Raw genomic sequence first — 13347 nt, 5'->3', positions numbered from 1 at the left:
GTCAGTCCCGGCGCAAACGACTGACAATCCGCGCCCATCCACCCGGTGCCAGAAAGAACGACAAACCGAATCCTGTGGCAAACCCACCCAGATCGGCGACCCAGTCCCCGGTGCCGCCAAAGAGCAGGCCGAACAGCAGTTGCAACCCCATCAGCACCGCAATAAGGCTGAAGGCGCGCGCCTGATTAGCGCCCACCAACGACAGCTTGCGCCACAAAAGCCAGGTGAATGCCCCGATCAAGCCGTAGACGGCGGGAAACCCACCGATCAATGGGTAGCGCGGATCGAGGAATATGGCATAGGCCAGCGCACCTCCGATGCCCGAAAGAACAAAGATCAGGATCATCGCCACGCTGCCGAATACCTCGCCGACCATCTTGCCCATTGCCAGGACGAAGACGCAGACAAATACCGCCTGTGTGAAACTGCCATGGACAAAGGGGTAAGTGACAAATCGGATAACATGCTCTATCGGCCAGCGCCCAGTCTCGACCATCCAATCAAAGATATCGGCGGAGAATGCATAGGACTGAATCGCCGCCAATCGCCAACCGACCGCTTCTGGCCCGCCGACCAGCCCGCGCGCACCAAGCGTAAAACTCAGTTCGACCCCCATGATGAACAGAACCAGCGCCACCACCACGGGCGGCAACGGGTTTACTGCTGGGGTGTAATGGTCACTGCTCATGGGCTGGCCTTTCGCGGCTGTTGACGTCCCTTGGCCTCATGGGTAAGCGACGGAAGCCGATTTTTCCAGACGGGAGTTCTCTTCCATGACCAAGACAAAGTTCACGCCGCGGGTGTTTTCCGGCATCCAGCCCTCGGGCGGGCTGACGCTTGGCAATTACCTTGGCGCGATGAAACGCTTTGTGGACATGCAGGGGCCAGAGTTCGAAACCATCTATTGCATGGTCGACCTGCACGCGATCACCGTCTGGCAGGACCCCGCAGCGCTTGCACACAACACGCGTGAACTGTGTGCAGGGTTCATCGCCGCGGGCATCGATCCTGAACAATCCATCCTGTTCAATCAAAGCCAGGTACCCGAGCATGCCCAATTGGCGTGGATTTTCAATTGCGTCGCCCGAATGGGCTGGATGCAACGGATGACACAATGGAAGGACAAGGCTGGCAAGAACCAGCAGAACGCCTCGCTGGGTCTCTTTGCCTATCCTTCGCTGATGGCCGCCGACATCCTGATCTATCATGCCACCCATGTGCCGGTGGGTGAGGATCAGAAACAGCATCTGGAACTGACCCGCGACATCGCAATCAAGTTCAACAACGACTATGGCACCGATTTCTTTCCCGTCACCGAACCAGTGATCGAGGGCGCCGCGACCCGCGTCATGAGTCTGCGTGACGGGTCCAAGAAGATGTCAAAGTCTGACCCCTCTGACATGAGCCGGATCAACATGACTGATGACGCCGACGCCATCGCCAGGAAGATCCGCAAAGCCAAAACCGATCCCGATGCTCTGCCGTCCGAAGCAAAGGGGCTGGAAGAGCGGCCAGAGGCGCGAAATCTGGTCAACATTTTTGCCGCGCTTGCCGATCAAAGCATTGATCAGGTTCTGACCGAGGTAGGCGGCAAACAGTTTGGCGAATTCAAACCGATGCTGGCTGATCTGGCAGTTGCCAAGCTTGCCCCCATTTCGGGCGAAATGGCCCGGTTGATGGACGATCAGGCCGAGATTGACCGGATTCTCGCACGTGGAGCAGAGCGAGCTCGCGAAATTTCCGTGCCAATTCTGCGAAAGACCTATGAAATTGTCGGGATGGTCGGCGCTACGTAACGAAGACGCCATGCGAACCGCCCCGCTTCAGTCTTTTGCGCGGTGGCGGGCGCGGGTTGACCAGACCCGCAGATCCGAGAACGTCTTGACCGTCGCGGCAAGAACCAACGCGCTCAGCACGGCCTTGGACAGCGTCTCCATCGTTCCCTGGATCATCAGGGCGTGAACAATGCCGCCGACGACAATCACCGCCGCACAGGCAGTGTGGCCGCGTCTCCAGTTACGCCATTTCAGGCGCCGACGGAGTGCTGCCAGAAGCACCGAAGCGAACACGGCCCACATCGCGATGACACCCCAGAACGAGAACGGCGTCGGTGACACGAACAGCAGTGCGTCGACTACATCCGGCGGGCTGGTGATCCAGAGACCGACAACATGAACCACCACCGCGGCGGCCAGACAGATGCCAACCCCGCGATGCACGCGTCGGCTGCGGTAAGTGGAGAGCCTTGGCAATAACCCGCCTGCCAGAAGGGGCTGTACAAGCAAAAGACTCATCGCGACAACGCCAGCAAACCCTGCCATGATGTAAACCGGATTGCGCCAGGCCAGCAGCGGGCTCATCGCTGCGGCGGCGACCGGCACGATGAGTACAATCGCGAGCGCACTCCAGATCAGGATCACGCGCAATCGACCTGCCCCAGTGAACGCCACCGCGATCAGACAGGCCGAAGCACGAAATGCGCAATAAGGCTGGTGTCGTTTGCGCTGCGCATGATGGGGCGCAGGAATACCGTGTCGAATTCGCCGCTGTCATAAGCGAGATGGCCATGCGGCTGACCGAAGGCGGGGACGATCTGCGGCATTTCCAACTGGAAAACCCCACGTTCGTCAGTGAGCGTGGCTCCGTGACTGTGCGGTTCACGCTCGTGCCCTTCGGTCGTATGCGCCCAGATCTGGATTCTTTGCCCGGCGAGCGGCGCACCATCCCCAGCGCGTCGCACCGTCCCCGTCATCCAGAACCCGCCGCCCCCGATCCTTTCCACGATCGGAGCTCCCGGCAGATAATTGTTGGCCCCACCTCGCATCGAGGGCGTAGGCGCAAGATCTTGGGCGCGGGCAGGAACCAGATGGCCCGACACACCGGTCGCCACAAGGGCGCCGCCCGTGACAAGAAGGGAACGGCGGGTGAAGAAAGAAGTCTGCATGTGTTGGTCTCCTGTCCAACGGACAGACACACGGTCAGCCTGATGGGACCGGTCGCATCCGTACTTCCTCCAATCATAACATACCTGAAGTGTTTCCGGGAACAGGACACGGAGAGACATGGCAAAGCACAATCAACGTTTCGTGAGCGTACTCTGCCATTTTTTATCGAGTGACCCAGCGCGTCTCAGGCCGCCTTCTGGTGCAGGATCTCGTGGACGATGGCTTCGGCCACATCATTGGGGCTAACCGATTGATTGACCGCACGAGTCAAAATCCGGTCCATCGTCCGATCCAGCGCATCCAGCTTGCCTGCGACCCAATCCGTTCGATTGGCGATCTGCAGGATTTCCGTCGCCACGTTGATGATTCCACCACCGTTGGCCACGAAATCGGGCGCATAGAGAATGCCGCGGTCATGCAGGCGCTGCGCATCGGCTTCGGTTGCCAACTGGTTGTTGGCCCCACCTGCCACCGCGCCAACCTTGAGCAGCGGAATACTGGCATCGTTCAGGATCGCCCCGATAGCGCAGGGGGCGAAAATGTCGGCCTCTGCCTCATAGACCGCGTCTGGCTTTACCGGTTGGGCCGCGAACTCTTCGGCCACGCGCGCCACCTGTTGCGCATCAATATCGGTAGCGATCAACCCGGCGCCAGCGTCGGTCAGCAGCTTGCACAGATGGTGACCTACATGTCCCAGCCCCTGTACCGAAACCGTCTTGCCAGTCAAATCAGACGATCCGAACCGGTGCCGGGCTGTCGTCCGGATCGCATTAAAAATCCCGCGCGCGGTGATCGGAGAAGGATCGCCGCTGGCAAACTCGCCATCGGCGAGCCCTGCAACAAAGCGCGTTTCGGTCCCGATCATCGCCATGTCGGCGGGTGTCATGCCCATATCCTCGGCGGTCCAATAGCGGCCCTCAAGGCTTTGCACCGCGCGGCCAAAAGCCTGCATCAGTTCGGGTGTCTTGTCTATGGTGGGGTCGCCGAGGATGACGGCCTTGCCCCCGCCCAGGGGAAGATCGGCCGCGGCATTCTTGAACGTCATACCGCGCGACAGGCGCAAGGCATCATTCAGCGCCTCTGTCGGATGGCCGTAGGGGCGCATTCTCACGCCACCCGCAGCGGGACCAAGTTGCGTGGAGTGTATTGCAATGAATCCTTTGAGGCCAACTTCCGTGTCTTCAAATTGGATGACCTGCTCATGATCAGGCACATCAACCGCAACAATCTTCATTTGTCGTCTCCAATGATCTTATCGAGTCATCGCACGGAGTTTGGAGCGATTTTCACCAAGATTGCCTGTCGACAAACGCTGTGTTAGCGATTTCACCTACAGAGTAAATAATTTTTGGGTGGATTCACTAAATGGACGAGATAGATCGCAGAATCGTACGCGCCTTGCAGCGCGACGGACGAATAACCGTCACCGAGCTTGCGGAGACCATCGGACTGTCAGCAACGCCCTGCGCAAGGCGACTGGAACGACTTCAGAAGGACAAAGTCATCACCGGTTATGCCGCCCAGGTCGATCCGGCAAAACTCGGGCTGGGGGTGTCGATATTCGTTTCGGTTGAGCTGGACAAACAGGACAGGGCGGCCATCGATGCGTTCGAACGCGCGATCCGGCGCTGCGAAGAGGTGATGGAATGTTACCTCATGACCGGGTCGCGAGATATCCTGCTGCGGGTGGTCGCCGCCGATCTGTCGGCCTTCGACGCTTTTCTTGAAAATCGCTTGATGCAGATTCCGGGCATCAGAAATTTACGGTCAAATTTCGCGTTGCGAACCATGGTCAAACGTGAGGTTCTGCCCATGGTGATCTGAAAAAGGTCTGGACCCCTGACCCACTCCGCCCTACCTTTCGCGCAAACGAGGGAGTGAGAGATGGCCGCCGGCACTAATATCCGCACATATTTCAATGGCACCTGGCATGACGGAAACACTCCGATCATGCATGCAGCCGATCACGGGGCCTGGCTGGGCTCTTCAGTATTCGACGGGGCGCGGTATTTCGATGGGTTGGCTCCTGATCTGGATGCCCATTGTGCCCGCACCAATCGCTCGGCCGAGGCGCTGATGCTCACGCCCTCGGTAAGTGTCGAGGACATGGTTCAAATCATCCGTGAGGGACTAAAACCCTATGGCCCCGACAAGGCGGTCTATATCCGGCCTATGTATTGGGCGATTGATGGTGATACCTCGACCATTGCCCCCAAAGAGGACAGCACTGCTTTTGCCGTGTGCCTCGAAGAAATCCCCATGGCGCCTGCAACGGCTGCGGCGACACTGACGAAGACCCATTTCCGCCGCCCGGTATTGGAGGATGCCGTTGTCAACGCCAAGGCCGGGTGCCTTTATCCCAACAACGCCCGCATGGTTCGCGAGGCGCGGTCAAAAGGGTTTTCCAACGCTTTAGTGGCTGATGCAATGGGCAACGTGGCCGAAACGGCAACGGCAAACATCTTCATGGTCAAGGATGGCGAGGTGTTTACTCCCATCGCCAACGGCACTTTTCTGGCTGGGATCACTCGTGCGCGACATATGAAAAACCTTCGCGCCGATGGGGTGACAGTGCATGAAAAGGTTCTGACTTTTGCCGATTTCCACGAGGCGGACGAAGTGTTCATGTCCGGCAACATGAACAAGGTCACGCCGGTCACTGCACTGGACGAAACACAATTCCAAGTTGGACCTATCGCCCGTCGAACACGCGAGTTGTATTGGGACTGGGCCGCGTCAAACGGGTGATTGCTTGAACGCTGTCAGTTGCCACTTGCTCTTTGCTGCGGCATGATCGCCGCAAACTGAAAGGTAATACATGCGTAAGTTCCTTGTCGTCCTGGATGACAGTCGCGAATGTCTGAACGCCATGCGCTTTGCCGCAATGCGTGCGGCGCACACCGGTGGTGGCGTGACAATTCTGTCGGTCATACCGCCAGACGAATTCAACCACTGGATCGGTGTAGGTGAGGTGATGCGCGAAGAAGCGCGCGAGCGTATCCATGCGCATTTCGAAGTGTTCGCCAAATGGATGCGGGACAAGCAGGGGATTGAACCGGAACTGGCAATCCGCGAAGGCGAGGCGGTGCCGGAAATCATTGAACATGTACAGACTGATCCGGAAATCGGCGTTCTGGTTCTGGGTGCCGGGACCGACAAGAAAGGCCCCGGTCCACTGGTCACGCAACTGACCCGTAATTCTGGAAGCCTGCCAATCCCAATCACCATCGTTCCGGGCGATCTGAGCAAGGAGAAGCTCGAAGAAATCACCTGAGGCAAGCGGATGAAGAGGCGCATTCAATTCTGGTTCGAGTTCGCCTCGACATACTCCTATCTCAGCGCCATGCGAATCGTAGAGGCGGCGGCCAAGCACGACGTAGCAGTGGATTGGCAGCCGTTTCTTTTGGGTCCGATTTTTGCCGAACAGGGATGGGACAATTCGCCCTTCAACCTGTATCCCGCCAAAGGCCGCTATATGTGGCGGGATCTGGAGCGCCTGAGCGCGACGCGCGAGTTACCATTTGTGCGACCTGATCCCTTCCCGCAAAATGGGCTGGCTGCTGCTCGCATCGCATTGGCAGCCCGGGAATTGGGCAAGGCAGGTCCGTTTGTTCGGGCCGTATTCGACGCCGAGTTCGGAATTGGGCAGGATATCTCAAAACCTTCTGTTCTGACCGCTTGCCTTGCTGCGGCGGATTTGCCGGACACCCTGCTGGAGCGGAGCACGTCACCCGAGATTAAGTCGACTTTGTTTGAACAGGTCGCCAAGGCCAAAACGCTTGGCATCTTCGGTGCACCCAGCTTTTTAGTCGAGGATGAGCTATATTGGGGTGATGATCGGCTGGATCAGGCGCTCGCACATGCCGCCACCTTTTAGAATCGTTCCAAATATTGACTTCCCTTGGTTCTGCCCGCATATCAATGCCAAGCGAAACGGAGTGCTGCCATGTTCATCCAGACCGAATCGACCCCGAATCCGGCGACCCTGAAATTCCTGCCCGGCCAGACGGTTCTGGAAGCGGGAACTGCCGATTTTCCTACAGCTGACGCAGCATTGAAATCCCCGCTTGCGGCGCGGATATTCTCGGTGAATGGCGTCACTGGCGTGTTTTTCGGCAACGATTTCGTAACCGTCACCAAGGCAGACGGGATTGAATGGGATCACATCAAACCCGCGATACTGGGCGCGGTGATGGAACACTATCAATCAGGTCAGCCGGTGATGGGCGCCGATGCCTCTACCGCCTCGGGCCATGCCGATCACGATGGCGAAGATGCCGAGGTCGTCAACCAAATCAAGGAATTGCTGGACAGCCGAGTTCGACCTGCCGTTGCGCAAGATGGTGGGGACATAACATTCCACGGGTTCGATCGGGGCGTTGTCTATCTGCACATGCAAGGCGCCTGTGCGGGATGCCCGTCGTCCACCTTGACACTGAAGATGGGAATCGAAAACCTGTTGCGCCACTATATTCCCGAAGTGACCGAGGTTCGGCCTGTTGCCGTCTGATCGCCTGATCCTCGGTTTTGACACATCGGCCGCGCATTGCGCGGCCGCTTTGTTGCAGGGATCAAACATCATCGCTTCTACTGCCGAGGCCATGACGCGCGGCCAGGCCGAACGGCTGATGCCGCTACTGGAGGAGCTTCTCTGGCAAAACAACGCCAAATGGCGCGATCTGACGGCCATTGGCGTGGGCATCGGGCCCGGAAATTTCACGGGTATTCGAATATCGGTATCCGCCGCACGCGGCCTTTCGCTGGGATTGGGCATACCCGCAGTTGGCGTTTCAGGCTTCGAATCTCACGCGTCCAGCGCGCCCGAAGGGCATCTGGTAGCCATCCCGGCCCCGCGTGACCAGATCTATCTGCATCCCGCAGGCTCTCACCCGGCATTGATGCCGCGTGACGACGCTATTTCGTACGGTCCACTATTTTCCGAGGTTTCTCCTGCCATCGTCGCCGAAGGCATCGCCCGCATCGCGGCCACCCGATGGGAGAGCAGCACACTACCACCCGCACCGCTGTACATTCGACCGGCCGACGCGGCGCCGTCCAGCGATGTGCCACCGATTTTGCTGGACGGATGACACCCGAGCAGATGGCCGCGACTCACGCGGTGGCATTCACGCAATCCCGACCGTGGAGTGCAGGGGAATTCGCAAGTCTACTTACCAATCCCTTCACGCATACCATTGGTGACGAACGGTGTTTCGCATTGTATCAGGTAATCGCAGGCGAGGCCGAACTGCTGACCATTGCGACCCACCCGGAACACCAACGTCAACATCTAGCCTTGGCCTGCATGAAGCATTGGCACAAGCAAGCGGCAATTCTGGGAGCAACTCGCGCCTTTCTGGATGTTGCCGCTGACAACACTCCGGCCATTGCACTCTACAACCTCTGCGGTTATTCCATCTGCGGCATGCGTCGGGGGTACTACCGACGCGAAAACAGCGAGAACGCCGACGCGATGCTGATGCAGCGTGACCTGCCCTAGCGGCAAGGGGGTGATTTCAGACCATATGGTCAAAAATCAGTGAAAAAGCGGTTGACCAGCGCCGCTGCAAACGGCCTTAATTGCCAGCACCACAGCAGTTCTGCTCGCTTTGTGCGAGGCTTCGGGAAATTCCCAACCTCGGACCGATAACAAAACAACGGGAGTAACATATGACCCTCATGAAATCCTTGATGGGTGCAGCGGCCGCCGTCGCCATGACCGCAGGCGCCGCGCTCGCCGAACCGGCCCTGATTTTCGATCTGGGCGGAAAATTCGACAAATCGTTCAACGAGGCCGCGTTCAACGGTGCCCAGCGTTGGGCCGAGGAAACCGGCGGTAGTTTCCGCGAGATTGAGCTTCAGTCCGAAGCCCAGCGCGAACAAGCCCTGCGCCGCTTTGCCGAAGCGGGTGCCAACCCGGTAATCACAATGGGTTTTGCAATGGCCGATCCGCTGGCAGCCGTGGCGCCCGACTATCCCGACACTAAGTTTGTCGCTGTCGACGTGAACTGGCTGGATGCGCCGAATATCCGTCAGGTAAGTTTTGCCGAGCACGAAGGATCGTATCTGGTCGGGATGATGGCGGCCATGGCCTCGAAGTCCGGAACCGTCGGGTTCGTGGGTGGTATGGACATCCCGCTGATCCGTCACTTTGGCTGCGGCTATGCGCAGGGCGCCAAGGCCGTAAATCCCGACATCAAGATCGTGGCGAACATGACAGGCACCACTCCGGCAGCATGGAACGACCCGGTCAAAGGCTCTGAACTGACCAAGGCACAGATCAGCCAGGGAGCCGACGTGATCTACGCGGCCGCTGGCGGTACTGGCGTTGGCGTTCTGCAAACCGCCGCCGACGAAGGTATCCTGTCGATCGGCGTGGACAGCAACCAGAACCACCTGCACCCGGGCAAGGTGCTTACCTCGATGCTCAAGCGCGTTGACGTCGCCGTTTATGACGCGATGAAAGCCGGTGCCGACGTTGAAACCGGTGTTTTCACCATGGGTCTGGCCGACGAGGGTGTTGGATACGCGATGGATGACAACAATGCTCCGCTCGTTTCCGGCGAGATGAAAGCCGCGGTTGACAAAGCTCGTCAGGATATCATCGACGGAAACGTGAGCGTGGTCAGCTATTACGAAAACGACAGCTGCCCTGCATTGAGCTTCTAATCCAAGGCAGGGCAGCCCCTTTGCCCTACTCCCAAATTCCCGTTTGTCAGCCCAGGCTGGCAAACGGCCCTTTTGGCCATGAGGACAAGATATGACCGCCCCCGCAATCGAGCTCAAAGGGATATCCAAGGCCTTTGGGCCGGTCCAGGCAAACAAGGACATTTCCATTAGCGTCACCCCCGGAACGATCCACGGGATCATCGGAGAAAACGGCGCAGGCAAGTCCACGCTGATGAGTATTCTTTACGGCTTCTACAAAGCCGACAAAGGCGAGATCTGGATCAACGGACGAAAAACCGAGATCCCCGACAGCCAGGCCGCCATCGCCGCGGGCATCGGGATGGTGTTCCAGCATTTCAAACTGGTCGAGAACTTTACCGTTCTGGAGAACATCGTTTTGGGCGCCGAAGATGGCGGGCTTTTGGCCCCTTCTCTGGCCAAGGCGCGAAAAGAGCTGAAAGCGCTTGAGGAAGAGTACGAGTTGTTCGTCGACCCCGACAAACGCATCGACGAGATCGGCGTTGGCATGCAACAGCGGGTGGAAATCCTCAAAGCGCTCTATCGCAAGGCGGAAATCCTGATTCTAGACGAACCCACAGGCGTTTTGACTCCGGCCGAGGCTGATCAACTGTTCCGCATTCTCCACCGCCTTCGGGAAGAAGGAAAAACCATTATCCTGATCACCCACAAGCTGCGTGAAATCATGGAGGCGACCGATACCGTCTCGGTGATGCGCCGGGGCGAGATGACGGCCACCGTCAAAACATCGGAAACCAACCCTGAACACCTGGCCGAGCTGATGGTTGGCCGCAAAGTTTTGTTGCGCGTAGACAAGGCACCGGCGCAGCCCGGCAACCCGATCCTGGAAATCCAAAACCTGCGCGTCACCGACGAAACTGGTGTCGAGCGCGTGAAGGGTATCGATCTGACCGTCCGCGCCGGAGAAATCCTTGGCATCGCGGGCGTTGCCGGAAATGGCCAGTCCGAGTTACTGGAGGTGCTGGGCGGTATGCGCCCCGCCACCGGCACGATCCGCCTAAATGGCCAACCACTGACGCTGTCTGGCCATGGGGCCGATGGGCAAGCACGTCGCGCCCAGGGTGTCGCGCATGTCCCCGAAGACCGCCAGCGCGAAGGGTTGATCATGGATTTTCACGCCTGGGAAAACGTGGCCTTCGGGTATCACCGCGACCCGGCCTATCAGCGTGGCATTTTCATGGACAACGCCGCTCTGCGCGCCGATACCGAGCGCAAGATCGAGAAATTCGACGTTCGTCCCGCTGACGGTTGGCTTGCAGCCAAAAGTTTTTCAGGCGGGAACCAGCAGAAAATCGTCGTGGCGCGCGAGATCGAGCGCAATCCCGAATTGCTGCTAGTCGGGCAACCGACGCGTGGGGTCGATATCGGGGCCATCGAGTTCATTCACAAACAGATCGTCGCCCTGCGCGACCAGGGCAAAGCCATTTTGCTGGTCTCTGTCGAGCTGGAGGAGATATTCTCGCTTTCCGACCGTATCGCGGTGATGTTTGACGGGCACATCATGGGCGAACGCCTGCCACAGGAAACGGATGAAAAAGAACTTGGCCTTTTGATGGCCGGTGTCGCCGGGGAGGCCGCTTAAGATGGAGAAGATGCCCAAATGGGCCGATGTGGTCCTGATCCCTTTGATCAGCCTGATCCTGGCCGCGATCCTTTCGGCCCTTGTCATCCTCGGCATCGGCGAAGACCCTGTTGCGGCGGTCAAGCTGATGGTTTCCGGCGCGCTCGGGTCAACCTATGGCTGGGGCTACACGCTCTACTATGCCACCAACTTCATCTTCACCGGCCTTGCGGTTGCCGTGGCCTTTCACGCGAGGATGTTCAACATCGGCGGCGAGGGGCAAGCGATGCTGGGCGGTCTGGGCGTGGCCCTTGTGTGTCTTTATATACCTTGGCCGCACTGGTCCGTCGCATTGCTCGCCGCCTGCGCCGCCTCGATGATCTTTGGCGCCGCATGGGCCGCGATCCCGGCCTATCTGCAGGCAAAGCGGGGCAGCCACATCGTGATCACAACGATCATGTTCAACTTCATCGCCGCGGCCTTCCTGAATTACATGCTGGTCAATGTGATGCGACCCGAAGGGTCGATGGACCCGGCGACAAAACGGTTCCCAGAGGCGGTCCACTTACCGACCCTGCATGAACTGCTGGCCCCGATCGGCATCAACTTTTCCAAGGCTGCGCCTGCGAATATCTCGCTGATCGTCGCAGTTATCGCCTGCGTCGTGGTCTGGGCGCTGATCTGGCGTACCCGGCTGGGTTATGAAATCCGGGCCTATGGCCATTCGGAGACCGGCGCGCTCTATGCCGGAATTTCACCGGTACGGATCACAATCGTTTCAATGCTGATTTCAGGTGCCCTGGCCGGACTTATGGCGACCAACAACGTGATGGGTGAGGCCGAGCGTCTGGTGCTCAACTCGACCGAAGGCGCGGGTTTCATCGGTATCGCCGTGGCGTTGATGGGCCGCTCGCACCCCTTTGGTGTGTTCCTGGCTGCGATCCTGTTCGGGTTTCTCTATCAGGGCGGCGCGGAGTTGGCGCTATGGACATCGATCCCTCGCGAATTGATCGTCGTCATTCAGGCGTTGGTAATCCTGTTTACAGGCGCGCTGGACAACATGGTTCGCGCACCGCTTGAAAAACTGTTTCTCGGATTGCGGAAAGGATCGGCCTGATGGATTTCCTGACGATCATCCAGATACTCGATTCGACGGTTCGACTGTCCACCCCGCTGCTGCTGGCCTGCCTGGCAGGCCTCTATTCAGAACGCGCCGGCATCTTTGACATCGGTCTTGAAGGCAAGATGCTGATGTCTGCTTTTTTCTCGGCCGCCGTGGCTGCGGTTTCCGGCTCGGTCTGGCTGGGATTGCTGGCAGGTATTGCATCTTCCATGGTACTGGCCGGACTGCACGGTATGGCCTCGATCACGTTCCGGGGCAACCAGCTGATTTCTGGTGTGGCGATCAATTTTCTGGCCGCAGGCATGACCGTTCTGGTGGCGCAGGACTGGTTCCAACAGGGCGGGCGCACGCCCTCTCTGTTCGGCGGTGGACGATTTGAACCCATCAACTGGCCCTTTGCCGACGCCATCGCCAATGTGCCGGTTGTCGGACCGATCTATGCCGAGCTCCTCTCAGGCCATTCCATTCTGGTCTATGTCGCTTTCCTGGCCGTACCTGCGACCTGGTGGATTCTCTTCCGGACACGCTTCGGCCTGCGACTGCGCGCGGTGGGCGAAAACCCGGCGGCGGTTGATACCGCCGGCGTATCAGTCGTCGGCCTGCGCTATGCCGCGGTGGCAATCTGCGGTGTGCTCTGCGGTATTGCCGGGGCCTATCTGGCGACTGCGCTGCAGGCCGGGTTCGTCAAGGATATGACCGCCGGGCGGGGCTTTATCGCTCTCGCGGCGCTGATCTTTGCCAAGTGGCGACCCTGGCATGCAATGTGGGCCTGCCTGCTGTTCGGCCTGTTACAGGCCATCGCCTTGCGCTTTCAGAATATCGACCTTGGCGGGATCGTGATCCCGGTGCAGGTCATGGACGCCCTGCCCTACATCCTGACTGTCGTGATTCTTGCAGGCTTCGTCGGCAAGGCCATTCCGCCGCGCGCAGGTGGCGAACCCTATGTAAAGGAACGCTGATAAGGCCAGTTCGGGATCGTAAATCAGTCCTGATCGCTGCGCGGCAGCATG

General features: G+C 58.8%; 16 protein-coding genes. 12 read left to right on the top strand and 4 right to left on the bottom strand.

Going from position 1 to position 13347, the window contains the following annotated elements; genetic code table 11:
* Nucleotide 1: 1 nt before the first annotated feature.
* Nucleotides 2-688: a rhomboid family intramembrane serine protease gene (locus ACR0LZ_RS19415; RefSeq protein ID WP_480751751.1), complete on the bottom strand. Its 687-nt coding sequence runs from the start codon at nucleotides 686-688 to the stop codon at nucleotides 2-4.
* Nucleotides 689-773: 85 nt separating this feature from the next.
* Between ACR0LZ_RS19415 and trpS the strand changes: the two genes are divergently transcribed.
* Nucleotides 774-1796 (top strand): tryptophan--tRNA ligase, encoded by a 1023-nt coding sequence (trpS, locus tag ACR0LZ_RS19410; protein ID WP_480751749.1) that lies wholly within the window; start codon nucleotides 774-776, stop codon nucleotides 1794-1796.
* A 27-nt stretch (nucleotides 1797-1823) separates the two neighbouring features.
* Here the strand turns inward: trpS and ACR0LZ_RS19405 are convergent, their stop codons facing one another.
* From ACR0LZ_RS19405 to ACR0LZ_RS19395, 3 genes are all read right to left on the bottom strand, one after another.
* Nucleotides 1824-2426 (bottom strand): ferric reductase-like transmembrane domain-containing protein, encoded by a 603-nt coding sequence (locus tag ACR0LZ_RS19405; RefSeq protein ID WP_480751748.1) that lies wholly within the window; start codon nucleotides 2424-2426, stop codon nucleotides 1824-1826.
* A gap of 29 nt (nucleotides 2427-2455) precedes the next feature.
* On the bottom strand, nucleotides 2456-2944 hold the full coding sequence (locus tag ACR0LZ_RS19400) for a peptidase associated/transthyretin-like domain-containing protein (protein WP_480751746.1): 489 nt from the start codon (nucleotides 2942-2944) through the stop codon (nucleotides 2456-2458).
* A 185-nt stretch (nucleotides 2945-3129) separates the two neighbouring features.
* Entirely contained in the window at nucleotides 3130-4179 is a 1050-nt protein-coding gene (locus ACR0LZ_RS19395) for a Glu/Leu/Phe/Val family dehydrogenase (RefSeq protein WP_480751744.1), read from the bottom strand.
* Nucleotides 4180-4310: 131 nt separating this feature from the next.
* Between ACR0LZ_RS19395 and ACR0LZ_RS19390 the strand changes: the two genes are divergently transcribed.
* From ACR0LZ_RS19390 to ACR0LZ_RS19340, 11 genes are all read left to right on the top strand, one after another.
* Nucleotides 4311-4769: an Lrp/AsnC family transcriptional regulator gene (locus ACR0LZ_RS19390; RefSeq protein ID WP_480751742.1), complete on the top strand. Its 459-nt coding sequence runs from the start codon at nucleotides 4311-4313 to the stop codon at nucleotides 4767-4769.
* Nucleotides 4770-4829: 60 nt separating this feature from the next.
* Nucleotides 4830-5693: a branched-chain amino acid aminotransferase gene (locus tag ACR0LZ_RS19385; protein ID WP_480751740.1), complete on the top strand. Its 864-nt coding sequence runs from the start codon at nucleotides 4830-4832 to the stop codon at nucleotides 5691-5693.
* Nucleotides 5694-5763: 70 nt separating this feature from the next.
* Entirely contained in the window at nucleotides 5764-6219 is a 456-nt protein-coding gene (locus ACR0LZ_RS19380) for a universal stress protein (protein ID WP_480751739.1), read from the top strand.
* A 9-nt stretch (nucleotides 6220-6228) separates the two neighbouring features.
* On the top strand, nucleotides 6229-6822 hold the full coding sequence (locus tag ACR0LZ_RS19375) for a DsbA family protein (protein WP_480751738.1): 594 nt from the start codon (nucleotides 6229-6231) through the stop codon (nucleotides 6820-6822).
* Between the two features lie 69 nt (nucleotides 6823-6891).
* Nucleotides 6892-7455, top strand: coding sequence for a NifU family protein (locus tag ACR0LZ_RS19370; RefSeq protein WP_480751736.1), 564 nt, complete (start codon nucleotides 6892-6894; stop codon nucleotides 7453-7455).
* Complete coding sequence (gene tsaB / locus ACR0LZ_RS19365; RefSeq protein ID WP_480751735.1) at nucleotides 7445-8035, top strand: tRNA (adenosine(37)-N6)-threonylcarbamoyltransferase complex dimerization subunit type 1 TsaB; 591 nt, start codon at nucleotides 7445-7447, stop codon at nucleotides 8033-8035. The genes ACR0LZ_RS19370 and tsaB overlap by 11 nt, the downstream gene beginning before the upstream one ends.
* A gap of 11 nt (nucleotides 8036-8046) precedes the next feature.
* A complete protein-coding gene (locus tag ACR0LZ_RS19360; protein WP_480751734.1) occupies nucleotides 8047-8445 on the top strand; it encodes a GNAT family N-acetyltransferase in 399 nt (132 codons plus the stop codon).
* 170 nt (nucleotides 8446-8615) lie between these two features.
* Nucleotides 8616-9614, top strand: coding sequence for a BMP family lipoprotein (locus ACR0LZ_RS19355; RefSeq protein WP_480751732.1), 999 nt, complete (start codon nucleotides 8616-8618; stop codon nucleotides 9612-9614).
* Nucleotides 9615-9705: 91 nt separating this feature from the next.
* Nucleotides 9706-11235, top strand: a complete 1530-nt coding sequence (locus tag ACR0LZ_RS19350; protein ID WP_480751731.1) for an ABC transporter ATP-binding protein — start codon at nucleotides 9706-9708, stop codon at nucleotides 11233-11235.
* A gap of 1 nt (nucleotide 11236) precedes the next feature.
* On the top strand, nucleotides 11237-12331 hold the full coding sequence (locus ACR0LZ_RS19345; RefSeq protein ID WP_480751730.1) for an ABC transporter permease: 1095 nt from the start codon (nucleotides 11237-11239) through the stop codon (nucleotides 12329-12331).
* Nucleotides 12331-13296, top strand: a complete 966-nt coding sequence (locus ACR0LZ_RS19340; protein ID WP_480751728.1) for an ABC transporter permease — start codon at nucleotides 12331-12333, stop codon at nucleotides 13294-13296. The genes ACR0LZ_RS19345 and ACR0LZ_RS19340 overlap by 1 nt, the downstream gene beginning before the upstream one ends.
* Nucleotides 13297-13347 lie beyond the last annotated feature (51 nt).

The organism is Ruegeria sp. CI1 (assembly GCF_056536925.1).
This window is presented reverse-complemented; position numbering and strand designations above follow the sequence as displayed.

Bases quoted from the DNA above. Each gene is read 5' to 3' on its own strand.
- ACR0LZ_RS19380 (WP_480751739.1), top strand. From the start codon at position 5,764: ATGCGTAAGTTCCTTGTCGTCCTGGATGACAGTCGCGAATGTCTGAAC.
- ACR0LZ_RS19340 (WP_480751728.1), top strand. From the start codon at position 12,331: ATGGATTTCCTGACGATCATCCAGATACTCGATTCGACGGTTCGACTG.
- ACR0LZ_RS19375 (WP_480751738.1), top strand. From the start codon at position 6,229: ATGAAGAGGCGCATTCAATTCTGGTTCGAGTTCGCCTCGACATACTCC.
- ACR0LZ_RS19350 (WP_480751731.1), top strand. From the start codon at position 9,706: ATGACCGCCCCCGCAATCGAGCTCAAAGGGATATCCAAGGCCTTTGGG.
- ACR0LZ_RS19400 (WP_480751746.1), bottom strand. From the start codon at position 2,944: ATGCAGACTTCTTTCTTCACCCGCCGTTCCCTTCTTGTCACGGGCGGC.
- ACR0LZ_RS19355 (WP_480751732.1), top strand. From the start codon at position 8,616: ATGACCCTCATGAAATCCTTGATGGGTGCAGCGGCCGCCGTCGCCATG.
- ACR0LZ_RS19345 (WP_480751730.1), top strand. From the start codon at position 11,237: ATGGAGAAGATGCCCAAATGGGCCGATGTGGTCCTGATCCCTTTGATC.
- ACR0LZ_RS19415 (WP_480751751.1), bottom strand. From the start codon at position 688: ATGAGCAGTGACCATTACACCCCAGCAGTAAACCCGTTGCCGCCCGTG.
- ACR0LZ_RS19390 (WP_480751742.1), top strand. From the start codon at position 4,311: ATGGACGAGATAGATCGCAGAATCGTACGCGCCTTGCAGCGCGACGGA.
- ACR0LZ_RS19370 (WP_480751736.1), top strand. From the start codon at position 6,892: ATGTTCATCCAGACCGAATCGACCCCGAATCCGGCGACCCTGAAATTC.
- ACR0LZ_RS19385 (WP_480751740.1), top strand. From the start codon at position 4,830: ATGGCCGCCGGCACTAATATCCGCACATATTTCAATGGCACCTGGCAT.
- trpS (WP_480751749.1), top strand. From the start codon at position 774: ATGACCAAGACAAAGTTCACGCCGCGGGTGTTTTCCGGCATCCAGCCC.
- ACR0LZ_RS19360 (WP_480751734.1), top strand. From the start codon at position 8,047: ATGGCCGCGACTCACGCGGTGGCATTCACGCAATCCCGACCGTGGAGT.
- ACR0LZ_RS19395 (WP_480751744.1), bottom strand. From the start codon at position 4,179: ATGAAGATTGTTGCGGTTGATGTGCCTGATCATGAGCAGGTCATCCAA.